The organism is Curtobacterium sp. PhB115 (assembly GCF_003752025.1).
Lineage (GTDB): Bacteria > Actinomycetota > Actinomycetes > Actinomycetales > Microbacteriaceae > Curtobacterium.
The window spans coordinates 627,329-649,371 of record NZ_RJKR01000005.1 but is presented as its reverse complement, the minus strand read 5'-3'; the positions used below and the strand labels follow the sequence as shown (position 1 = coordinate 649,371).

General features: G+C 71.5%; 25 protein-coding genes. 15 read left to right on the top strand and 10 right to left on the bottom strand.

Annotated elements, in window-relative coordinates:
* Positions 1–13: 13 nt before the first annotated feature.
* Together EDF19_RS03295 and EDF19_RS03290 are read right to left on the bottom strand one after the other, a co-directional pair.
* The gene (locus EDF19_RS03295; RefSeq protein ID WP_123679469.1) at positions 14–448 is read right to left on the bottom strand and encodes a VOC family protein; all 435 of its coding nucleotides are present in this window, start codon (positions 446–448) and stop codon (positions 14–16) included.
* A gap of 117 nt (positions 449–565) precedes the next feature.
* Positions 566–1,438 carry a DUF808 family protein gene (locus EDF19_RS03290; RefSeq protein ID WP_123679468.1) on the bottom strand — a complete coding sequence of 291 codons (873 nt, stop codon included), beginning with the start codon at positions 1,436–1,438 and terminating at the stop codon, positions 566–568.
* Positions 1,439–1,537: 99 nt separating this feature from the next.
* On the opposite strand from EDF19_RS03290, the gene EDF19_RS03285 reads away from it, so the two are divergent.
* On the top strand, positions 1,538–1,807 hold the full coding sequence (locus tag EDF19_RS03285; RefSeq protein ID WP_123679467.1) for a hypothetical protein: 270 nt from the start codon (positions 1,538–1,540) through the stop codon (positions 1,805–1,807).
* Between the two features lie 61 nt (positions 1,808–1,868).
* Here EDF19_RS03285 and EDF19_RS03280 read toward each other — a convergent pair whose 3' ends face one another.
* The 3 genes from EDF19_RS03280 to EDF19_RS03270 are packed head-to-tail and all read right to left on the bottom strand — an operon-like array spanning position 1,869 to position 3,329.
* Positions 1,869–2,264 (bottom strand): arsenate reductase ArsC, encoded by a 396-nt coding sequence (locus EDF19_RS03280; protein WP_123679466.1) that lies wholly within the window; start codon positions 2,262–2,264, stop codon positions 1,869–1,871.
* 20 nt (positions 2,265–2,284) lie between these two features.
* Positions 2,285–2,698 (bottom strand): VOC family protein, encoded by a 414-nt coding sequence (locus EDF19_RS03275; RefSeq protein ID WP_123679465.1) that lies wholly within the window; start codon positions 2,696–2,698, stop codon positions 2,285–2,287.
* Positions 2,699–2,738: 40 nt separating this feature from the next.
* Positions 2,739–3,329 carry a TetR/AcrR family transcriptional regulator gene (locus EDF19_RS03270; RefSeq protein WP_123679464.1) on the bottom strand — a complete coding sequence of 197 codons (591 nt, stop codon included), beginning with the start codon at positions 3,327–3,329 and terminating at the stop codon, positions 2,739–2,741.
* A gap of 108 nt (positions 3,330–3,437) precedes the next feature.
* Between EDF19_RS03270 and EDF19_RS03265 the strand changes: the two genes are divergently transcribed.
* Positions 3,438–4,379, top strand: a complete 942-nt coding sequence (locus tag EDF19_RS03265; protein ID WP_123679463.1) for an aldo/keto reductase — start codon at positions 3,438–3,440, stop codon at positions 4,377–4,379.
* Between the two features lie 85 nt (positions 4,380–4,464).
* Here EDF19_RS03265 and EDF19_RS03260 read toward each other — a convergent pair whose 3' ends face one another.
* Positions 4,465–5,058, bottom strand: coding sequence for a TetR family transcriptional regulator (locus EDF19_RS03260; protein WP_123679462.1), 594 nt, complete (start codon positions 5,056–5,058; stop codon positions 4,465–4,467).
* Positions 5,059–5,126: 68 nt separating this feature from the next.
* On the opposite strand from EDF19_RS03260, the gene EDF19_RS03255 reads away from it, so the two are divergent.
* The 10 genes from EDF19_RS03255 to EDF19_RS03210 all read left to right on the top strand — a co-directional run bounded on the left by EDF19_RS03255 (position 5,127) and on the right by EDF19_RS03210 (position 15,040).
* Positions 5,127–5,885 carry an SDR family NAD(P)-dependent oxidoreductase gene (locus tag EDF19_RS03255; RefSeq protein WP_123679461.1) on the top strand — a complete coding sequence of 253 codons (759 nt, stop codon included), beginning with the start codon at positions 5,127–5,129 and terminating at the stop codon, positions 5,883–5,885.
* A gap of 28 nt (positions 5,886–5,913) precedes the next feature.
* The gene (locus tag EDF19_RS03250; protein ID WP_123679460.1) at positions 5,914–6,327 is read left to right on the top strand and encodes a hypothetical protein; all 414 of its coding nucleotides are present in this window, start codon (positions 5,914–5,916) and stop codon (positions 6,325–6,327) included.
* Between the two features lie 189 nt (positions 6,328–6,516).
* The gene (locus EDF19_RS03245; protein ID WP_123679921.1) at positions 6,517–7,344 is read left to right on the top strand and encodes an ABC transporter ATP-binding protein; all 828 of its coding nucleotides are present in this window, start codon (positions 6,517–6,519) and stop codon (positions 7,342–7,344) included.
* Between the two features lie 13 nt (positions 7,345–7,357).
* Entirely contained in the window at positions 7,358–8,200 is an 843-nt protein-coding gene (locus EDF19_RS03240) for an ABC transporter permease (protein WP_260216889.1), read from the top strand.
* A gap of 185 nt (positions 8,201–8,385) precedes the next feature.
* A complete protein-coding gene (locus EDF19_RS03235; RefSeq protein ID WP_123679458.1) occupies positions 8,386–9,543 on the top strand; it encodes an ABC transporter substrate-binding protein in 1,158 nt (385 codons plus the stop codon).
* Positions 9,544–9,606: 63 nt separating this feature from the next.
* Positions 9,607–10,671, top strand: coding sequence for an LLM class flavin-dependent oxidoreductase (locus tag EDF19_RS03230; protein WP_123679457.1), 1,065 nt, complete (start codon positions 9,607–9,609; stop codon positions 10,669–10,671).
* 5 nt (positions 10,672–10,676) lie between these two features.
* Positions 10,677–11,438 carry a cysteine hydrolase family protein gene (locus tag EDF19_RS03225; RefSeq protein WP_260216888.1) on the top strand — a complete coding sequence of 254 codons (762 nt, stop codon included), beginning with the start codon at positions 10,677–10,679 and terminating at the stop codon, positions 11,436–11,438.
* The gene (locus EDF19_RS03220) at positions 11,435–12,769 is read left to right on the top strand and encodes an NtaA/DmoA family FMN-dependent monooxygenase (protein ID WP_123679919.1); all 1,335 of its coding nucleotides are present in this window, start codon (positions 11,435–11,437) and stop codon (positions 12,767–12,769) included. The genes EDF19_RS03225 and EDF19_RS03220 overlap by 4 nt, the downstream gene beginning before the upstream one ends.
* A 1-nt stretch (position 12,770) precedes the next feature.
* A complete protein-coding gene (locus EDF19_RS03215) occupies positions 12,771–14,489 on the top strand; it encodes an MDR family MFS transporter (protein ID WP_260216886.1) in 1,719 nt (572 codons plus the stop codon).
* A gap of 50 nt (positions 14,490–14,539) precedes the next feature.
* Positions 14,540–15,040 (top strand): flavin reductase family protein, encoded by a 501-nt coding sequence (locus tag EDF19_RS03210; RefSeq protein ID WP_123679456.1) that lies wholly within the window; start codon positions 14,540–14,542, stop codon positions 15,038–15,040.
* A 32-nt stretch (positions 15,041–15,072) separates the two neighbouring features.
* Here the strand turns inward: EDF19_RS03210 and EDF19_RS03205 are convergent, their stop codons facing one another.
* Positions 15,073–15,639, bottom strand: a complete 567-nt coding sequence (locus EDF19_RS03205) for a TetR family transcriptional regulator (RefSeq protein ID WP_123679455.1) — start codon at positions 15,637–15,639, stop codon at positions 15,073–15,075.
* Positions 15,640–15,738: 99 nt separating this feature from the next.
* On the opposite strand from EDF19_RS03205, the gene EDF19_RS03200 reads away from it, so the two are divergent.
* Positions 15,739–16,599 carry an SDR family NAD(P)-dependent oxidoreductase gene (locus EDF19_RS03200; protein WP_123679454.1) on the top strand — a complete coding sequence of 287 codons (861 nt, stop codon included), beginning with the start codon at positions 15,739–15,741 and terminating at the stop codon, positions 16,597–16,599.
* Positions 16,600–16,823: 224 nt separating this feature from the next.
* Here the strand turns inward: EDF19_RS03200 and EDF19_RS18975 are convergent, their stop codons facing one another.
* Positions 16,824–17,870 carry a hypothetical protein gene (locus tag EDF19_RS18975; RefSeq protein WP_185022646.1) on the bottom strand — a complete coding sequence of 349 codons (1,047 nt, stop codon included), beginning with the start codon at positions 17,868–17,870 and terminating at the stop codon, positions 16,824–16,826.
* A gap of 163 nt (positions 17,871–18,033) precedes the next feature.
* Here EDF19_RS18975 and EDF19_RS03185 point away from each other — a divergent pair, with 163 nt between their 5' ends.
* Positions 18,034–18,501 carry a hypothetical protein gene (locus EDF19_RS03185; protein WP_148071019.1) on the top strand — a complete coding sequence of 156 codons (468 nt, stop codon included), beginning with the start codon at positions 18,034–18,036 and terminating at the stop codon, positions 18,499–18,501.
* A gap of 42 nt (positions 18,502–18,543) precedes the next feature.
* Here the strand turns inward: EDF19_RS03185 and EDF19_RS03180 are convergent, their stop codons facing one another.
* Positions 18,544–19,164 (bottom strand): TetR/AcrR family transcriptional regulator, encoded by a 621-nt coding sequence (locus EDF19_RS03180; protein WP_123679450.1) that lies wholly within the window; start codon positions 19,162–19,164, stop codon positions 18,544–18,546.
* Between the two features lie 79 nt (positions 19,165–19,243).
* A complete protein-coding gene (locus EDF19_RS03175) occupies positions 19,244–21,403 on the bottom strand; it encodes an MDR family MFS transporter (RefSeq protein WP_123679449.1) in 2,160 nt (719 codons plus the stop codon).
* A gap of 96 nt (positions 21,404–21,499) precedes the next feature.
* Here EDF19_RS03175 and EDF19_RS18970 point away from each other — a divergent pair, with 96 nt between their 5' ends.
* On the top strand, positions 21,500–21,964 hold the full coding sequence (locus EDF19_RS18970; RefSeq protein WP_185022645.1) for a MarR family winged helix-turn-helix transcriptional regulator: 465 nt from the start codon (positions 21,500–21,502) through the stop codon (positions 21,962–21,964).
* Positions 21,965–22,043 lie beyond the last annotated feature (79 nt).

Here is a 22,043-nt window from a genome sequence, read left to right as displayed (position 1 = left end):
GGTCGGGCCGATCTCAGTCGAGGCAGAACTCGTTGCCCTCGACGTCCTGCATCACGATGCAGGACTCGTTCACCTGGTCCGCCGTCATGCGGCGGAACTGCGTCGCTCCGAGGGCGACGAGTCGGGCGCTCTCGGCGTCGAGCGCTGCCAGGCGCTCCGCGCCGACCGTCCCGGTCCCGACCCGGACGTCGAGGTGCACGCGGTTCTTGACCGTCTTGCCCTCGGGGACACGCTGGAAGAACAGCCGCGGGCCGACGCCGGTCGGGTCGACGCACGCGAAGGCCGATCCCTGGTGCTCCGGCGGGAGCGAGGCGTCGAAGGCCGCCCAGTCGTCGAAGCCGGGCGGGGGAGCGGGGACCTCGTAGCCGAGGACCTCGCACCAGAACCGAGCGACCCGCTCCGGTTCTGCGCAGTCGAACGTCACCTGGACCTGTCGCACCGTTGCCATGTCGCCGAGGATACGACTGCGGGCGCCCCGGTGGTCCGACCATGCGCACCGGTTCTCCGACGATCCACGAGTCGTTCGACGTGTGGACTGTCGGAAACCGCGTGGTTCGCGCTGCGGTCAGTGCTTCCCGCGGAGCCGGCTGATGCCGAGCACGATCGCCACGACGACCATCCCGAGCAGGACTCCGACGACCGCCGACACCGCGGTGTCCACGATCCACGTGACGACCGGCCCCGTGGCCTCGATCGCGTGCTCGATCGCGTGCAACAGGTCGTACGGACCGTGCCAGAACGTCTCGGCGAGGTTCGCGATGACCAGGTGTCCACCGACCCAGAGCATGGCGACGGTACCGATGACGCTGATCACGCGGAACACCGTGGGCATCGCACGGACGATGCGGGCACCGGTGCGGCGTGTGCGTCGGACGGAGTGCTTCATCATCTGCAGCCCGACGTCGTCGATCTTGACGAGGAGTGCGACGGCGCCGTAGACGACCCCGGTCATGACGAGCCCGATCACGATGAGCGCGCCGAGCGTGGGCCAGAGCCCCAGGTCGGGGTCGAGGCCGGCCAGGGCGATGAGCATGATCTCGGTGCTGAGGATGAGGTCGGTGCGGATCGCGCCGAACACCAGCTTCGGCTCGGTGACCGAGTCGGTCGACTCAGACCCGTGGTGGACGCCGAACCACTCGGTGACCTTCTCGGCGCCCTCGAAGCACAGGTACGTGCCGCCGATGAGCAGCAGCCACGGCAGCACCCACGGCGCGAACGCGGTGAGCAACAGCGCGAGCGGGATGATGATGATGAACTTGTTGAACAGGCTGCCGAGCGCGATGCGGCCGACGACCGGCAGCTCCCGCGCGGGGTCGAGCCCCTGCACGTACTGCGGTGTGACGGCGGCGTCGTCGATGACGACACCGGCGGTCTTCGCGCTCGCCTTCAGCGCTGCGGAGAGGATGTCGTCCACCACGGCGAGCAATCCGACTGACATGACTTCGTTCTCCGCTCGTCCGGTCCCTGTGACGGTGCTCAGCGTACTGGCCCGGTAGGACGCTGAACGCCAACGGGACAGCGTCCGTAAGCTCGCGGCATGGCTGACTTCACCGCTGCACAGGCCGCCGTCGTCCGGATCGAACGCGCCGAAGAAGGGCGCTGGGACCTCACGGTGATCAGCGACGCCGGCGTCAAGATGGGACACGGCGTCTACCTCTTCGACGCCCAGCACGACGACGCCGAGGACGAGCAGGCTGCGGCCCTCGACTTCGTGCGCGACTACGGCTTCCGCTTCGAGCGGGACGCGGTGACGGCCGACGGTGCCGACGCCTTCTGGGCGCCGCTACTGCCGTCCGACCAGCAGTAGCCGGCGCCGGCGCCGCGACCAGCAGTAGCCGGCGCCGGCGCCGCGACCGGCAGCAGCCCGCCTACAACGACGCGATCAGCTGCTCGACCCGACCACGGATCGCGTCCCGGATGGGCCGGACCTGCTCGATCGGCAGTCCAGCAGGGTCCTCGAGCATCCAGTCCTCGTACCGCTTGCCCGGGAACACCGGGCAAGCGTCGCCGCAGCCCATCGTGATCACCACGTCCGACTCCCGGACGGTGTCGGTCTCGAGCACGGCAGGCTCGGCGCCGGCGATGTCGATGCCCGCTTCTGCCATCGCCTGCACCGCCACGGCGTTGATCCGGTCTGCGGGCTCGCTGCCGGCCGAGAACACCCGGACGCGGTCGCCGGCGAGGTGCTCGAGCCACCCGGCGGCCATCTGGGAACGGCCGGCGTTGTGGACGCAGACGAACAGCACGGTGGGGCGGTCGGTCATGTCCCCATCATCGCAGCCGCTCACCCGAGCGCGGAGGCCTCGAACCCGATCAGCCACGTGACGCCGAACGCGTCCCGCACGGTGCCGTCCCAGTCACCCCACGGCCGCTCCTGCAGTGGGTCGACGACCGTGCCGCCCTCGGCCAACTGGTCGAACCACCGGCGCAGGACGTCGGGCTCCGCGGCACCGAGCAGGGAGAACAGCACGCCGGTGGCGGCGAACGGCGTCTCGCTCGGGTTCGCATCGGCGGCGAAGAGCTGGAGCTCCCCGGCGAGCTGCCCGTGTGCCACCGAGTCGGCCGGGCCGTCGGTGCGGGAGAAGTCGGCGTAGGTCGCGATCCGGACCTCGCCCCCGAAGACGCGCTGCCAGAGCCCGAGGGCCTCTCTGGCGGTGCCGGCGAACTGGAAGTACGGCGACGGTCCGTTCACGTTCATGCGGTGAACGTACCGCTGCTCGAGCCGGAGTGCCCGGTCGTCAACGCGCCGGTTCGATGACGTCGAACGCACGCCGCAGGATCCCGGCGGCGTCGGCATCGTCGCCCGTGGCCCAGGTGGCGATCGCCACGTCGAAGCAGCCGAGGGCGGCCTGCACGAGGACCCGCGCGCGCAGGTCGGTACCGGGTCCGCGCAGCTGCTCGGCGACGAGGGGCGTCAGGACGTCCGCCCACGCCTGGTGCTTCTCGAGGTTCCGTGCGCGCAGCGACGCCGTGCTCGTCATCACGCGGACGGACCGTCGTCCGGTCTCGGGGTCGTCGGTGCTGCCACGCTCGAGCATCTCCGCGAACGCCTCGCGCAGCGCGGACCACGCCGGTTCCGTGCCCGCCCGTGACCGGAACGCATCGGCCAGGGCCTCGCGGTGCCGCGCGGGATCACCGATGACGGCGTCCTCCTTCGCGGGGAAGTACCGGTGGAAGCTCCGCGCCGAGATGCCGACCGCAGCCGCGACCTGTTCGACGGTGACGTTCTCGAACCCGTCGGCGTCGAACCGCTCGAGCGCCACGGCAGCGATCCGGGCGCGGACGGCGTCGCGGGTGATGTCCCGCAGGCCGCTCCGTGTGTCGCTCACGGACGGATCGTACCGCGGAGTCACTCCCGGACCAACTTGTCAGACTCTGACACCAGTGGCGTACAGTGCCACTGCACGATCACCACACCCCAGGAAGGGACCGCAACCATGCAGCAACGAACCCTCGGCCGACAGGGCCTCACCGTCGGCGCCGTCGGCTACGGCGCCATGGGCACCACGTTCGCGTACGGGCCCGGCGACGACACCGAGTCCGCCGCCGCGATCCGACAGGCGCACGAGCTCGGCGTCACGCACTTCGACACCGCCGAGCTCTACGGCTGGGGCACCGGCGAGCGGCTCCTCGGCGCGGCACTCGCTCCGATCCGCGACGAGGTCACCATCGCCACGAAGTTCGGCTTCACGCCGGACACCTACGCACCGGATTCACGGCCGGAGCACGTCCGTCAGGTGGTCGATGCGAGTCTCCGGAACCTCGGCACCGACTCGATCGACCTGCTCTACCAGCACGTCCACGACCCCGCCGTCCCGATCGAGGACGTCGTCGGCGTCATGCAGGAGTTCGTGCAGGCCGGCAAGGTCCGGTACCTCGGTCTGTCGAACACCGACGCGGAGCAGATCCGTCGCGCGCACGCCGTGCACCCGATCTCGGTGTTCCAGACCGAGTACTCGGTCTTCTCCCGTGAGTCCGAGGACCTCTTCCCGCTGGTCGACGAGCTCGGCATCGGCGTCGTCGCGTACTCGCCGTTGGCGCGTGGGTTCCTGAGCGGCGCCGTGCAGCCGCAGAGCGCCTACGCGGCCGATGACATCCGTCAGCAGCTCGAGTGGTGGGCGCCGGAGCACTTCGACGCGAACGTCGCCGTCGTCGCGGCGCTCACGGAGATCGCGGACGGCAAGGGGGTGTCGCTCTCGCAGCTCGCACTCGCGTGGATCCTGGCGAAGCGCGCGGACCTCGTCCCGATCCCCGGATCGCGCAACCCCGGACGCGTCGCCGAGAACGTCGCGGCTGCCGACGTCGTCCTCAGCGCCGACGACGTGGCACGTATCGACGCGCTGTCGCGCGATGTCCACGGGAAGCGCGCGATGGGGTGACGGCCGGCCACGATGCGGACGGGAGGCGCGGGTCGGCGCCGCCCCGCGCCTCCAGTCCGACTCCCTGTCGTCTCCAGAACGCGGGTCAGCCGAGCAGGCCGAGCGCCCGTTCCACGACGTCCTCCGGACGGCCGTCGCCGTGCAGCGCCCACCAGGTCAGGGCCGCGCTCGCCGCGGCCGCCAGGGCGTGCGCTCGGACCGACACCGCGAGGTCGTCGGGGGTGGCACCGTCGCGCTCCGCGACGAAGCGCACGATCTCGTCGGTCAGGGACGTGACGGTGGCCGCTCCGACGTGTTCGAGCGAGGGGTTCGCGCGGATGACGCGGAGGCGGTGCCGGGTGACCTCGACCGCGTCGTCCGGGAACGTGGCGCCGATCCGGTAGGCGGCGCGCAGTGCGGTCGAGGAAGCCTCGTCGGCCGGGCTGTCGTGCAGCGCGGCCCTGAACCGAGCCGCGAAGTCGTCGAGGCCACCCCAGACGAGTGCCGCCTTGTTCGGGAACAGCCGGAACAGCGACCGGCGGCTCACCCCGGCGGCCGCGGCGACGTCGTCCATCGACACCGTGTCGAACCCGCGCTCGTCGAAGAGCCGGAGCGCCACGAGGGAGACGGCGTCCGGGTCGATCGTGCGCGGGCGTCCCGTCAGTCGATCGCCCGTCGGCCGGTCGCTCGTCGAGCTCATGGAGTCCTTTCGGCACTGAGTGCTATAACCATCGTGGCGCAGCGAGCGCCTCTCAGTGAGGAGACGACATGACCGACACCACCGCCGGACGGTTCACCGGCAGGACCATCATCGTCACCGGGGCGGGTTCCGGCATCGGACGCGCCACGGCGACGCGCATCGCGAACGAGGGCGGCCGGGTCATCGCGACCGACGTCGTCGCCGAACGCCTCGACGCGCTCCGGACGGAACTCGAGGGGCTCGAGGTCGAGACCGTCGTCGGCGACGTCGCCGCGACCGAGACCATCGACGCGCTGATCGCCGCCGCGGGGGAGCGCATCGACGGGCTCGCCAACGTCGCCGGCATCATGGACGCCTTCCTGCCGCCGAGCGAGGTCGACGACGCCACCTGGGACCGGGTCTTCAGCGTGAACGTCACCGGTCCGATGCGCCTCACCCGCGCCGTCCTGCCGCACATGATCGCCGCCGGCCGGGGCGCCGTGGTGAACGTCGCGTCGGAGGCCGCGCTCCGCGCCTCGGCCGCCGGTGCCGCGTACACGGCGTCGAAGCACGCGATCGCCGGGTTCACGAAGAGCGTCGCGTTCTTCCACGGGCCGCAGGGCATCCGCGCCAACGCCGTCGCGCCCGGTGCGGTCGCCACGAACATCGAGGCGCCGATGCGCAGCGAGTACGCCGCGAGCCGCGTCGGACCGATCATGCAGGTCGCGATCCCGCCGGTCGCGCAGCCCGAGCAGCTCGCCGCCGCGATCACCTGGCTGCTGAGCGACGACTCGGCGAACGTGAACGGTGCGGTGCTGCCGAGCGACGGCGGGTGGTCGGTCGTCTGACGCGGGCGGCGCCGCCTACACTTCCGACATGACCGAGGTCCCCGCCGTGCGCTCCGAGTGGGGCCGGTTCGCCCCCGACTCCGTCGAACGCCGGATGCTCGAGGACACCGGGAACGCACTCGGACTCGTGCTCCGCCCCCGCACCGTGGTCCTCGACCGTGCCCGCGTCGAGGTGGAGGGCATCGACGACGCCGATCGGGTCGTCGTGCAGCTCGTCGCCAACCAGGGCGCCTACAAGCCCGCCTGGCGGAACAAGGTGATGGCGGACCTCTTCAAGCTGCTGTGGCTGCAGCGCGCCGTGCCCGGGGTCGAGCGGGCTGTGCTGGTCGTCGCCGAACCCGCGGCGCGGGCGCTCGCGGGGTGGGTCGCGGTGGCCGCGGCGGACCTCGGCGTCGAGGTGCTCGTGTGGGACGGCCAGACCGCGGTGCCGTCGCCGCGCTGAGTCCCGCCGACCCGACCCGCGCAGCCGTTCACACATTCGCAACACATGTGGTCCGACCCCGTAACACGGGGGTCCTAGCCTCGTCATCAGCAGCGGATTTCCGCGTCGCAGACGAACCCGAGCTCGCGACGCACGCTCTCCGCCATACGAGACCGAGCCTGCGTGCTCGCCGACGGTATGGAGGAACGGATGACCACATCAGCGGTCCGCGTGGACGCGGTGCGCAAGGTGTACGGCAGCGGCCCGGGCGCCATGGTGGCCCTCGACGACGTCGAGCTGACCATCGAGCCCGGGAAGTTCGTGTCCCTCATCGGGCCGAGCGGCTGCGGCAAGTCGACGCTGCTCCGGCTGGTGGCCGGACTCGAGCCCGCCGACCGCGGTGACGTCCGGGTGCACGGTGTCACGCCGGCCCAGGCGTGCGCGGCGAAGCTCATCGGGCTCGTGCCACAGACCCCCGCCCTGCTGCCCTGGCTCACCGTGCTGCAGAACGTCTCGCTCGCGGGCCGGGTCAACCCCGGTGCCGGCCGACGTCGCGCCGCCATCGACGACCTCGAGGAGCGCGTCACGGGCACCGGTCCGGACATGCGCGAGCTGCTGCGGATGGCGGGACTCGGCGAAGCGATGGACAAGCTCCCCGCGCAGCTGTCCGGCGGCATGCAGCAGCGCGCCGCGATCGTGCGAGCCTTCGGCCTGCGCCCCGACGTGCTGCTGATGGACGAGCCGTTCTCCGCCCTCGACGAGTTCACCCGCGAGAGCCTGCAGGACCAGCTGCTCGACCTCTGGGACGAGCTGCGCACGACGGTGCTCTTCGTCACGCACTCGGTGTCCGAGGCCGTCCGGATGTCGGACACCGTGATCGTGATGGCGCCGCGACCCGGCCGGATCGTCGACGTCATCGACATCGACCTGCCCCGCCCGCGGAACCAGCGATTGTTCGAGGAACAACGGTTCCACGAGTACGAGGACCTCGTCCGCACCCGACTGCACAGCGCCTGGCGCATGACCGATGCGGCCTGAGGGAGACGGGACCATGAGCGCCACCACCACCTCCACGCCCGCGGCGACCGCCACCACCGCCGAAGCCGAGCGTCGCACCGCTCGACTGGCCGTGCCGGGATGGCTCCGGCCGTCCGTCTGGCTGCCCCTGGTCGTCCTGCTCGCCGTCCTCGCCGTGCTCTGGCAGATCGGCGCGAGCACGATGCCGTACCTGCTGCCACCGCTCCCCGCCGTGGGCGAGACCCTCGCGACGCAGCTGCCCTACTACCTACAGAACGCCGGCATCACCCTGGTCGAGTCGCTCGTCGGGCTCGCGATCGGCTTCGTCGCGGCCTTCGTCCTCGCCGTGCTGACGAGTGAGCTGCCGATCGTCCGCCGCGCGGTCATGCCGATCGCGATCGTGCTGAACGTCACGCCGCTCGTCGCGATCGCCCCGGCCCTGGTCGTGGCGTTCGGGTTCGGGCCGCTGCCGAAGCTCGTCATCACCGCGCTGATCTGCTTCTTCCCGATCCTCATCAACACGGCCGCGGGCCTGCGGTCCGTCCCGCAGCCCGTGCTGCAGGTCTACAAGACGATCGATGCGTCCCGGTTCGAGATGCTCGTGCACCTGCGGGTCCCGAACGCGTTGCCGTTCGTGTTCGCGGCGCTCCGGATCGTGTTCCCGCTGTCGATCATCGGCGCGGTCGTCGCGGAGCTGTCCGCCTCTGGTTCGACCGGCGGCCTCGGCACCGTGATCAGCACGGCGTCGTCGATGAACCAGCTCGCCGTGGTCTACGCGGCCATCGCGATCCTCGCGGTGATGGGCGTGGTCCTGCTCGCACTCATCACGCTCGTCGAGCGGCGCGTCCTGCACTGGCACCGCACCGCGAACGACTGACACCCGGTCGGCCGGCCGCACCACGCGGCCGCCCCGCGGCCGTCCCGCACCACCCGCCGGCGCGAGCCTGCCCGCGCGACGCCAGCCGCGCCTCCAGGCCGACGTCAGGCGACCCACAGACCCACCCGCACCACCTGCACCCGCACCCGCCCTGCACCGCCCCATCCCTTCCCACAGGAGTGACCATGCAGCACCGCAGCACGCCCCGCACCACGCCCCGCACCACGCCCCGCACCCCGCACCGCACCAAGGCCGCCCTCGCGGCCCTCGCCACCGCCGTCGTCGCCCTCGCGCTCACCGGCTGCAGCACCGGCTCGAGTGCCGGCACCACCTCGTCCGAGGGCAGCGCGATCTCGGCCGAGCGGTGCAAGGAGAACAAGGCCGCAGGCAAGATCACGTACCTGTCCGGCTACCAGTACCAGTCGTCGGCGTCGATCCTCGAGTACATCGCGGCCGACGAGCTCGGCTACTTCAAGGACCTGTGCCTCGACGTGACCCTGAAGCCGGGTTCCGGCGACACCGCGCAGAACACCAAGCTCCTCGCCAGCGGCCAGGCCACCGTGTCCGCCGTCGCCGAGCAGGACCTCATCCAGGCCCGCGCGAACGGCATCGACATCACCGGGATCTCGTCCTACTCGAACGCCGGCCTCGACGTCCTGATGACGAACGACGACATCACGAAGCTGCCGCAGCTCGACGGGAAGGTCGTCGGCCACAAGGGCTACGTCCCCGCGTCGGTGCAGGCGATGATGGTCAAGGCCGGCGTCGACTGGGACTCCCTGAAGCTGGTGAAGGAGGGCTACGACCCCTCTGTCCTGCCGCGCAAGCAGAACGGCCTCGAGGCCCTGACCGGGTTCGTGTCGAACGAGCCGAACCTGCTGAAGGCCGCCGGTGACGACGTCACCGTGTGGCAGCCCGTCGACTACGACATCCCCTCGTCGATCGGCGCGATGGCCGTGAACCCCGCGTTCGCGAAGGCGCACCCGACCGCGGTCGAGGACGTCCTGCGCGCAGCCCTGCACGCCTACGACTTCTGCTCCGCGAGCGAGGCCAAGACGAAGCAGTGCGTCGGGTACGCCGCGAAGCTCTCCGGTGCCACCTACGACGAGGCGCAGAACGCGAAGATCTGGACCACCGAGACGAAGGTCATCGCGGACAACCCCACGCCCGACCAGCCCCTCGGCGGGATCGACCCCGAGAACGTGACGAAGCTCGTCGACATGCTGCACCAGTTCGACATCGTCAAGAGCTCCGTGACCGCCGACGACGCGAAGGCCTGGTTCACGAACGAGTACATCGACGCCATCACGAAGGACGGCGAGACCGTGTGGCCCGCACCGTGAGCGCCATCGTCACCGACCGTTCGGTCGCCGACCGTTCCGCAACGACCAGAAAGGCGGCGTGAGATGCCCGCGAAGGAGTACGGGATCTTCCTCCCGATCGGCAACGGCGGGTGGATGCTCTCCACCACGGCGCCCCACCCCGAGGCGACCTACGCCTGGAACAAGCGCGCGGCGCTGCACGCCGAGACGATCGGCCTGGACTTCGTGATGTCGATGGCGAAGTGGCGCGGCTTCGGCGGCACCACCGACCACTGGGGCCGGTCCCTGGAGTCGATGACGATGATGGCCGGGATCGCCGAGGCGACCGAGCGCGTCAAGATCTGGGCGACGATGCACGCGAACGTCCACAACCCGGCGGTCGCGGCGAAGATGTACACGACGCTGCAGGACATCTCCGGCGGACGAGCCGGCATGAACATCGTCAACGGCGCGTACGCGGCCGAGTTCGAGCAGTTCGGGATCTGGGACGCGGCGCTCAGCCACGCGGACCGGTACCGGATGACGGAGCTCTGGACCGAGGCCGTCACCCGCCTGTGGAGCGAGGACAGCGTCACCATGCACACGCCGTACTTCGACCTCGACGCGTGCGAGTCCCGACCGCACCCCACCAGTCGGCCGACGATCATCAGCGCCGGCAAGTCCGACGCGGCCCGGGCGTTCCAGGCGAAGTACGCCGACGGTGCGTTCCTCGCCGCGGACAGCCTGGACGAGATGCGCGACCTGTCCCGCGACGTGCACGACCGTGCTGCCGCGGAGGGCCGGGAGTGCCGGACCTACTCGATGCTCACGGTCGTGCAGGACGAGACGGACGCCGCCGCGCAGCGGAAGGTCCGTGAGTGGGGCCTCGGGGTGGACCGCGAGGCGCTCTCGTCGATGCGCGCGTCCTGGGGTGTCCCGGCCGAGCAGGCGCGGGCGTGGGCGGACGGTGCCGCGGGTGAGGACGCGTTCCAGACGGCGTACGTGGCGGGCTCGGCAGCCACCGTCACGGAGCACATCGAGTACATCGTGGACCGCGGAGAGCTCGACGGCCTGATGCTGATCTTCCCCGAGTACGACCAGGACATGGTGCTGTTCGGTGAGACGGTGCTGCCGGCACTCCGCCAGCACGACGCGGCGGTGCTCCGGTGACCGGGGTGGCCCGCGACGCGCGGCTGGCCGGGTTGGTGGCGTCCGGTCCGGCTGGCGACGGTTCGCCCGCTGGTGTCGCTCCTCGTCCGGCGCTCGTCGTCGTCGACGTGCAGCGCGACTTCGGGGAGCCGGCGCGGATCGCCCCGTACGAACTCGACGACCGCGCATCCCTCGCCGTCGACGCGGCGATCACCCGCATCGGCGCGCTCGTCGACGAGGCCCGCGCATCGGGCGTCCCCGTCGTCTGGGTCGAGCTCGGCAGCGACCCGGCGGTTCCGTGGCGCTCCAGCACGTGGCTGCGCGGCGGCGACCCGGCCGGTCCGATGCCGGACGACGAACCGTGCCGACTCGGCACCGAGGGCGCCCAGTGGTTCCGCACCGCGCCGGCGCCCGGTGAGACCCGCGTCGTGAAGCGCGGCTACAGCGGGTTCCTGGGCACCGACCTGGAGGCCCGGCTCACCGCCGCAGGGATCGGCTGGGTCACGGTGGTGGGGCTCACGACCGAGTGCTGCGTCTTCGCCACCGCACAGGACGCGATGCAGCTCGGATGGCCCGTGGTCGTCCCGCAGGACGCCACCGCCGCGTACGACGTCGACGTGCACGACGCCGCACTCACGCTGATCGAGCTCAACGTCGGCGTCGTGACCGATGCCGACGAGACCGTGGCACTGTGGCGCGCAGCTGGGCCGGGCGCAGCTGCGCCGGGGGAGGCTGCGCCGGGCGCAGCTGCGGCTTCCGCACCGGCGTCGGCGGTGGGTGCCCGATGAGCGGCATGCACATCGCCTACGACCTGTCGTTCACGCACACCGAGGGACGCTGGGCGGCCCCGGGCAGCTGGGTCGGTCAGGACTTCCCCGACGTCCGGATGTACATGGAGGTGGCACGGACCGCCGAGCGAGCGGGCGTCGACATGCTGTTCTTCGGCGACGGCTCCGGCGTGCCGAGCACCTGGCGCGGCAGCATCGACCCGGCCGTCGAGTGGGGCATCCAGTGGCCGCGGCAGGACATGTCGCCGGTGATCGCCGCGATGTCGACGGTCACGGACCACATCGGCTTCGGGCTCACCTACTCGTCGACGTTCACGCACCCCTTCTCCGTCGCACGGTTGCTCAACTCGCTCGACCACGTCACCGGCGGGCGGATGGCCTTCAACGTGGTCGCCTCGTCGCGGGGTGCCGACGCCGCGAACTACGGGTCCGACCACCTGATCGACCACGACCTGCGGTACGAACGGATGGAGGAGTTCATCGGCGTGTGCCGCGCGCTCTGGGACTCCGTCGCCCCGGACGCCATCGTCCGTGACCGCGCGACCGGACGGTTCGCCGACCCCGCGAAGGTGCACCCCATCGACCACGACGGACGCTTCTTCAAGGTCCGCGGGCCGCTCGCGAGCGTCCCCAGCCCGCAACGGCACCCCGTGGTCGTGCAGGCCGGCAACTCGCCGCGGGGGATCGCCGCGAGCGCGTCCTTCGCCGACCTGGTGTTCGGGTTCGGGTCGAGCGTCGCCGGGCAGCTCCGGCACCGGAACGCCCTCGACGCCGCGCTCGCGGACGCCGGTCGGGACCCGTCCGGCGTCGGGATCCTCTGGGCGACCCAGGTGATCGTCGGCGCGACCGACGCCGAGGCCGCGGCCCGCCGTGACTCGCTCCTGTCGTTCTGGAACCGTGAAGCGGTCGGCACGTTCATCTCGCACAACGCGGGCTACGACTTCTCGACGTTGCCGGCGACCTTCCGGCTCGGGGACCTGCGCGACGAGATCGTCGCCGCCCAGGCGAGCCCCGCCGGTCTGGTCGGCAGCCTGGTCGCCGAGTTCGGCGAGGACCACACGATGGACCGCGACGAGTTCTTCGACCACGGCTGGCGGGCCGCGACCGGGCTCGACCACATGCTCGTCGGTGACGCCGCCGGGGTGGCCGACGCGCTCCAGGAGAACTTCGCGGCGACCGGTGGCCGTGGCGGCTACATGCTGTCGAGCCCGCTCGGCATGCCCACCGGGTTCGCCGACCTGAGCGAGCTGCTCGTCCCGGAGCTCCGCGGACGCGGTGCCCTGGCCCCGCGCTACCCCGGGGCGACGCTCCGCGAGAACCTGGCGGTGTGAGGTGACCCCGGCCCGCCGGTGGCTCGCGCTCGGCGGGCTCTGCCTCGGCTTCTTCATGCTGTTGCTCGACAGCACCATCGTGTCCGTGGCGCTGCCCGACGTCGCTCGTGACCTCGACGCCGACCCCGCGCTCTCGGTGTGGGTGAACAGCGCTTACCTGTTCGCGTTCGCGGTGCCGCTGCTCGTCGCCGGGCGGCTCGGCGACCGCTTCGGGCACCGCCGGGTCTACCTGATCGGCCTCGCGGTCTTCACGCTCGCGTCGGTCGGGTGCGCGGCCGCGCCGGGGATCGGTGCGCTCATCGTCTGGCGTGCCGTGCAAGGGGTCGGCGCCGCGCTCCTGACACCCCAGTGCCTCACGGTCATCCGATCGCTGTTCGACCCGCCGCGGCTCGCCGTCGCGCTCGCCGTCTGGAGTGCCGGCGGCGGAGCGGCGACCGTCGCCGGCCCGATCGTCGGGGGCGTGCTCGTCGAGGCGTGGGGCTGGCCGTCGGTGTTCCTCGTGAACGTGCCCGTCGGCATCGTCACCGCGATCGCCGTGCTCCGGTTCGTGCCGGTGTCCCGGCGCATCGTGGTCCCGCTGCCCGTGCTCGCCGTCCTCGGCGTGACCATCGGGGTGTTCGCCGTGGTGGTCGGCGTGCAGGGGACCGGCGACGGGTTGCTCGCTGCACCCCTGCCACGGGTCGGATCGGTGCTGCTCGGCACCGTCGTCGTCGCCGCCGTGCTCATGGTGCAGCGCCGAGCCGGCGACCGCGCACTCGTGCCCCTCGGACTCTTCCGGGACCGCGGGTTCGTCACCGGCTCCTGGGGTGCGACCGCCGCGTCGTTCTGCGTCGGTTCGGCGCCGATCCCGCTCATGCTCGACCTGCAGGCGACCCGCGGACTCGGCGCGGGTGCCGCCGCACTCGTCCTCGTCCCGATGGGGATCGCGTGCCTGGCCGCCGCCCCGTTCGTCGGGCGCCTGACGAACTCGGCAGGACCCCGGGTGACCGCGACGGTCGGAGCCGTCCTGCTCGCCGTGTCGGTGGCGCTCACCGCGGTGCTCGTCGGGACGTCGGCGCCGCTCTGGACGATCGCGGCGGCGTTCACGGGCTTCGGGGTCGCGAACGCGTTCGTCTGGTCGCCGTTCTCGCTCGCCGCCGTGCTCGCGGCCGGGCCCGGCACGATCGGCGCCGCCTCGAGCACGTTCAACACGGTCAAGCAGCTCGGTGCGGTGCTCGGCAGCACGGCGACCGCGGCCCTGCTGGCCGTCGGGACGGACGCCGTCGCGCTCGGGGCGCTCGCGCTGGCGGCCGTCGGGTCCGTCGTCGCCGCCGTCTCCCTGCCCGGTCGTCCGCGGCCGTCCGCGGTGCTCGCGGGGCAGGTGGTGCACGGTGCCGGCGTCGGCCACGGACTGGGCTTCCCCACCGCCAACCTGCTGCCGTCCCCGGGCAGCGCGGCCGTGCCGGGTGACGGCGTCTACGTCGGGTGGCTCAGTGCACCGGTGTGGCCCCACCCCCGGGAAGCCCTGGTGTCCATCGGCAGCAACCGCACGTTCCCGGACCGGCCGCGCACCATCGAGATCCACGTGCTCGACTTCGACGGCGACCTGTACGACACCCCGGTCGAGCTCATCGTCGGCCGGCGCATCCGTCGGCAGCGCACGTTCCCCGGGCCGGACGCCCTCGTCGCCGCGATGCACGCGGACGAACGACGTGCCCGCACCCTGCTCGCCCGCTCCTGACCGCGCCAGCCCTGCCCTGCCCTGCCCGCTCATCGACCGAGGGACCCACCATGCACGACACCTTCACCGACGACCCGCTCGACATCCGTGAGGCGGTCGCCGAGGTCCCCTCGGTCGTGGCCGCCATCGCCGCCCGGGTCGCCGGTGTGCCCGTCGTGATGGTTGCCACGTCGTTCACCGTCGGCGTCTCGTACGACCCGCCACTCGTCACCATCGCGGTGCAGCACACGTCCACGACCTGGCCCGACCTCGCCGGGGCATCGACGCTCGGCATCTCCGTGCTCGCCGAGGACCACGCGCAGCACACCCGGCAGCTCGCATCCCGTGACCGCACGCAGCGGCTGGTCGGCATCGGGTCCGTGGACACCCACGGGGGAGCCGTCCTGCTCGAGGGTGCCCACTCGTGGTTGGAGTGCACGGTCGAGGCGGTGCACCGGGCCGGTGACCACGACATCGTGGTGCTCAGGGTCCTCCGGTTCGCTCGGGACCCATCACGTTCGGCGCTCGTCTGGCACCGTCCGGCGCGACGTCGCCAGGTCGCCGCTGGCTGAGCGGTCGGGTTGCCCGCTGCGAGACGCCGGCGTCAGGCGCGCACGACGGCGGCGACCGCGGCGACGACCACGTCCCGCCGTCGATCAGCGGCGACGGTGTCCGTGAGCGCCGTGTACTCCGGCGTCGCTCCGCTCCAGAGGGCAGCGGTGTGGATCACGAGACCCAGGAGCTCCGCGGCGTCGAAGGTGCTCGGCAGGGTGCCCGCGCGCTGTGCGCCGACGATGGCCTCGAGCTTCGCGGCGTTGCTCCGCACGACGGCCTCGATCGGGTGCTGCGAGTCGCCCCGCTCGAGCCGGTACCAGGTCGCGAGCCGCTGCACCCACGGACGGTGCGTGTAGGAGTCGTGCAACCGGCCGGCGTACTCCGGCAGGTCCTCGGGGTCGATCGTGACCTCGTCCAGCGTCTCCGCGACCATCGCGTCGAAGACCGCGTCGAACAGGCCGTCCTTGCTGCCGAAGTAGTGGTAGATCTGCGCCTTGTTGCTGGCGGCGGCCGCGGCGATCCGGTCGACGCGGGCACCGGCGATGCCGACGGCGGCGAACTCGTCGCGGGCGGCGAGCAGGAGCCTGGCGCGGGTGGCGTCGGCATCGCGGGGCATGGGCACGAGGCCACTCTATCAACCAGATGGTTGACAACGCTGCCGTGCGGGTGTTCCATGAGCGGAGTAGTCAACCAACCAGTCAGTTAGGAACCGCTCATGTCCGTCTTCCTCGTCACCGGCGCCTCCCGTGGTCTCGGCCGTTCGATCGTCCTCGCGGCACTCGCCGCCGGCCACCAGGTGGTCGCCGGCGTCCGTGACCTGCACTCCCTCGACGACGTCACCGTGCCCGAGGGCGCAGCGCTCGTCCCGGTGTCGCTCGACGTCACCGACGCCGGTGCTGCCCGGTCCGCGGTGCGCACGGCCGTCGACCGGTTCGGCCGCCTCGACGTGCTGGTGAACAACGCCGGCTACGCGAACCTCGCGAGCATCGAGGACGTCGCTCCCACCGACTTCCGTGCGCAGGTCGAGACGAACCTGTTCGGGGTCGTGAACCTGACCCAGGCGGCGCTGCCGGTGATGCGGGAGCAGGGTGCCGGGCACGTCGTCCAGGTGTCGTCGGTCGGTGGGCGACTCGCGACCCCGGGGCTCGGCGCGTACCAGACCGCGAAGTGGGCCGTCGGCGGGTTCTCGTCGGTGCTCGCGCAGGAGGTCGGGCCGCTCGGCATCCGGGTCACCGTGCTCGAGCCGGGCGGGATGCGCACGGACTGGGCGGGATCGTCGATGCGCGTCGACCCGATCCGGGCCGAGTACGAGCCGACCGTCGGGATGGCCGCTCGGATGCACGGCGGGACCGCGATCGGGGCGAGCCACCCGGACCTCGTCGCGGAGCTCGTGCTCCGGGTGGTCGCGATGGACGAGCCGCCCCTCCGGCTGCTCGTCGGACCGGACGCCTACGAGTACGCGACGGCTGCGGGCCGCGCGCTGCTGGCCGCCGACGAGGCCTCCGAGCACCTCAGCCGTTCGACCACGGCAACGGACGCGACCGCCGAGCAGCACGACCCGCTCGCGCACGCCTGATCTCGACGGCCGCGACGCCGCGGGACAGCGTCGTTGCACACCACAGCGTCGTTGCACACCACAGCGTCGTTGCACACCACAGCGTCGTTGCACACCAGCGTCGTTGCACCACAGCGTCGTTGCACACCACAGCGGGGCGTGCGCCGCACACCACAGCGGGGCGTGCGCCGTTGCACGCCCCGCTGTGGTCCAGACGGCCGACGGGTCCTCGGCCGCGGTCCAGGTCAGCCGCGGTGGCGGCTGCGACGGAACAGTCGGATGCCGAGCAGTGCGGCTCCGGCTGCGAGGAGCCCGGCGGCCCATCCGAGCGGGGTCGTCGTGTCGGCTCCGGTGTAGGCGAGCTGCTGCGTTCCGGCCACGGGAGTCGCGGTCGCCACCGGGGCGAGGGCCGCCGAGGTGGTCGTCGTGACCCGGACGGCGGTCGGTGCGATCGGCGAGGACGGGACGGCCACCGGGACGGTCGGGGTGACCGTCGGCGTGGTCGGGGTCGTCGGCGTGGTCGGGGTGACCGGCGTCGTCGGCGTGACCGGGGTGGTCGGCGTGGTCGGGGTCGTGGGCGTCGTCGGCTCCGTCGGGGTCGTGGTCGGGACCACCTCGACGACGAAGTCCGTGCACAGGCCGTCGACGCTCAGCATCAGGTTGTGCGGTGACGCGTGGGTGAACGTGACGGTGAAGCCGCCGTCGGTCCGCGTGATCACGTCGCTGTCGACGTCGGACGTCAACTCGGCACGGTCACCGACGTCGATGCGGTTCCAGTGCGCGTCGTACGCCCACGGGACGACGGTGATCGACCCGCCCTGGTCGACCTGGATCGGCGCGGGGGACGCCGTGCCGTCCTCGGTGATCCACGTCCACGAGCCGTCCGAGGCAGCGGGCACGGCGAACACCGCGGCCGCGAGGTGCCGGGCATCGGTGGGCTCCACGGTGATGCGGATCCACTGCGACGCCGAGCCGCAGTCGTTCGTGGCGGTGACGAGCGCGGTGAAGGTACCCGCGGTGGCCGGCACGCCACCGAGCACACCGTGGTGGAACCAGAGTCCCTCGGGCAGGACGACGGCGCCACCCTCGACCGTGGTCATCGTGTAGGTCGCGCCGTCCGCGTGCTGTGCGCGCAGGTCGGCGGTGAAGGTCTGGCCGGCCTGCACGGTCGGCAGGACGACGGGGGAGGCCTGGGACGAGGCCGTCGCGTAGGACGGCGCCTGGGCGTGGTCCTTCCCGCCGCGGTCCACCGGCTTCGCGGGTGTGGTCTTCGCGGGAGCCGGAGTCTTCACCGGAGCCGGAGCCGGGGTCCGGGTCGCGGGGGTGCTGGGCGCAGCGGTCGGTGCCGGAGCGGTGGACTCCCGAGCGGGAGCCGGGCTCGTGGTGGGAGCAGCGGCCTCGGGAGTCGCAGGTGCCGTGGGTGCAGCCGACGACGTGGGAGTCGGAGCTGCGGGCGTGGCCGGGCTGACCGACGGCGTCGGCTCGGGAGTGGACGCCGCGGTGGACGACGACGACGCAGACGACGACGACGCAGACGACGACGATGCAGACGACGACGACACAGACGACGACGCGGACGTCGAAACGGACGCCGACGACACGGACGACGTGGACGTGGCGGCCATCGCGGGGATGACGCCGAACGCGCTCGTGACCAGGACGGTCCCGGTCGCTGCGGTGATGAGGGCTGCGGTGCGACAGCTCGGACGGTGCTTCATCGGGTTGGGCTCCTCGACGCTGAGCCGGCTGTCGGGACAGCCGGAACCGACCGTCGGGTACGGCCAGTGCCGTGAGCGTAGGCATGCTTCGAGGGACCTCGGAGGAGTCCTGCGGGATGCCGAACGCGACCTGTGGGTCCGCGCAGCCCCGCGGGTTGCCGCATTCCCGCACCGCGGGACCGCAGCGTGCGTTGCGGACTCGTGACGTGCCTCCCGGCCGTCGTTCGTCCGTCTGCCGGTCAGCCGGTCAGGATGCGAGCGTCACCATCTCGCGCACGACCGCGACCAGGCGCTCGGCGAGCTCGTCGTTGCCCTGGACGGTGACACGGTGCGCGACCTCGCTGAGTGCCGACATCACGAGCGTCACCACCGTCCGCGCGGTCTGCTCGTCGGTGCGCGTGCCGACCAGGGTGAGCAGGGCCTGGCGGGACTCGGCCATCCACTGCATGACCATCGAGCTCATCTCGGGCCGCAGCACGAGGAGCTCCTTCATCCGTCGGCGGTCCTGGGAGAGCGGGATCGTGCTGGCGACGAGGGTGCAGACGTCCTCGACGAGGTGCCCGTCGGCCTGGGTGAACCACGAGGCGGTGCGCTCGGGCACCTCGACGGTGTCGAGGCCGAGCGCGGCGTGCGCCTTCGAGGTGAAGTAGTTGAAGAAGGTCCGCGGGGAGACGTCGGCGTCGGCGCAGATCTGCTCGATGGTGACGCCGTCCAGGCCGTGCGCGGAGACGAGCGTCAGTGCAGCATCGTGGATGGCCTGGCGGGTCTGCTGCTTCTTGCGCTCCCGGAGGGTGCACGGTGCGTCGGCCGGATCGGGGGCCTGCGGCGCTGCGGCGGCGACCGCCTGCGGTGCTGCGGTGGGGGTCACGGGACACTCCTGGAACGACGGGGAGGGGTGGAGGGCCGCCCGTGCCGGAAAGGGGACACGGCACGGACGGCCCGGTCGATCACCGACGCTGGGTCGGTGTGGATCCGGTCATCGGACCGGTGAACGAGCCCGCCTCGGCAGCGGCGAGACCGGCCTCGGCCTCGAGCTGCGCCTCGGCGGACAGGTCGGCCCGCTCCTGCAGTGCGGAGCGCTGACGGAGCGGCGGCACCCGGAAGAACCAGGTGAGGACGAACGCGAGCAGGATCACGCCGAGCCCGACCCAGTAGATCGTCACCGACGAGGCGTTGAACCCGGCCATGAAGGGGCGGGTCAGGGCGCTGTCGGCACCCGTCAGGAACGAGGTGTCGTTCGTCGACGCGGTGCTCGAACTGTCCCCGTCGCCGTCCGCGATCTGCTTCGCCAGGTCGGGCGTGACCTGGTCGACCCAGTAGGTGCGCTGTGCGGCGTCCGACCAGTCCACGACGACCGTGCCGTCCTGCACCGAGGCGTGCGCCCCGTCCGCGACCTGCTCGAGCGCGGACCGCTCGGCGGCCGGCGTGGCCGCTGCGACCTGCTGGTCGATGACGGTCTGCGCTGCGGCGGCCGGCACGGTGCCGGCGGCGACCTGCTGCTGCACGGCGGCGGTGACCTGCTCGGTGACCGCGGCGTCTGCGGCCTTCGTGGCCTTCGCGGACGCGGCGTCGAGCTGCTGCTGGATGCCCTGCTCGAGCGGGGTGACGATCGGCGTCCAGATCTTGTCCATCGCGCCGGCGTTCCGCTGGGCGCTCGCCACGGTCGGGTTCGTGGCGGCGTCGAGTGCGGCGTTCAGGTCCTTCTCGTTCGCGGTGGCGTGCAGGATGTTCGACGGCATCACCGAGAACAGGATGGACAGCAGCACGGCGGTGCCGAGCGTCCCACCGATCTGGCGGAAGAACGTCGCGGACGACGTGGCGACACCCATGTCACGGGCCTCGACGGAGCCCTGCGAGGCCAGGGTCAGCGACTGCATGACCGAGCCGAGCCCGAGACCGATGAGGAACATGCCGATCATCAGGAACCAGAGCGGCTTGTCGATGGACATGAAGGTCAGCACGACGTAGCCGGCGGACACCAGCGCGGTGCCGATGACCGGGAAGATCCGGTAGCGGCCGACGCGGGCGACGATCTGGCCGGAGGTGATCGAGGCGATCATCAGGCCGCCGACCAGGGGCAGCGTCGCGAAGCCGGACTCGGTCGGGGTGAGGCCGACGACGATCTGCAGGTACAGCGGGATCGTGAGCATGGCGCCGAACATGGCGAAGCCGACCAGGAAGCCGATGACGGTCGCCATCGAGAACGTGCCCGAGCGGAAGAGCTTCAGCGGGATGATCGCCGCGTCGCCCATCTTCGACTCGATGAGGAGCAGACCGATCAGGCCGACGACGCCGACGACGTAGCAGGCGATCGCGCCGGGGGAGCCCCAGCCCCAGGTGCGGCCCTGCTCGGCCACGAGCAGGAGCGGGACGAGGGTGACGATGACGCCGGTGGCGCCCCACCAGTCGACCTTCGGCTTGGCGGCGTCGGCTCCGTGCACCTTCGGCAGGTGCAGGAAGACGATGACCATGACGAGTGCGGCGATGCCGATCGGGACGTTGATCAGCAGGACCCAGCGCCACCCGGTGATCCACAGGATCTCGGAGGAACCGGCGAGCAGGCCACCGATGAGCGGGCCGATGACGGACGAGATGCCGAAGACGGCGAGGAAGTAGCCCTGGTACTTGGCGCGCTCACGCGGGGCGAGGATGTCGCCCATGATCGCGAGCGGCAGCGACATCAGCGCACCGGCGCCGATGCCCTGCACCGCGCGGAACGCGGCGAGCATGAGCATCGAGGTGGACATCGAGGACAGGACGGCGCCGAGGATGAAGACGACGATGCCGAAGATGTACAGCGGGCGGCGGCCGAAGATGTCGGAGAGCTTGCCGTAGATCGGCGTCGCGATCGTCGAGGTGATGAGGTACGCCGTGGTCACCCACGCCTGCTGGTCGAGGCCGTGCAGGTCGTCACCGATCGTGCGGATCGCCGTGCCGAACACCGTCTGGCCGAGGGACGACAGGAACATGCCCGCCATCAGGCCGTAGATCACGAGGAGGATCTGGCGGTGGGTCATCAGCGGCTGCTGGCCGGTCCCGCCGGAAGCTGCTGGGGCTTCCGTCGAGTGGCGGCCGTGCTGCACCGGGACGGGTGCGGTGGCGGTCATCGAACTCCTTTTTCGGGCTGTGTAACTTTGCAGACCGCGCAACGATACATCTGTTGCTTCCAGCAAGCAACTAAATGTGCCCGCTACGCTGAGCGCGTGACCGACGACCGGCGTACCGCCGAGCGACTCCTGCGATCCCAGCTCGACCGGCTGTGGGTCCGACAGACCCTGCGCTCCTCGCTCATCGAGTCACGCGGTGGTCTCGACCCGACCGCACGCGTGATCCTTCGGGCCGTCGCCGACCACGGTCCGATCCGGGCGACCGCGATCGCCGACGCCACCGGGTTGTCCCGACCGGTGATCAGCCGCCGGGTCGCCTCGCTGGTCGAGGCCGAACACCTGGTCGGATCGCCCGATCCCGCGGACGGCCGCGCCACCCTCGTGTCGCTCGCGCCCGCTGGGCGGCGACTGCTCGACCAGCTCGACGCCGCCGGTGCCGAGGTCTTCGACGACCTGACCGGCGAGTTCGCCTCGGACGAGTTGCGCTCGCTCGCGGAGATGCTCACGCGGTTGAACGACCGGGCCGACGCGGTCCTCGGGATCGGTACCACGCGCCCGTGACGTGACCAGGCGGCGGCCTGGAGGCGCGGGCCGGCCCCGGCACGATCCTCCAGTCTGTCACTACTCGCCTCACAATCGA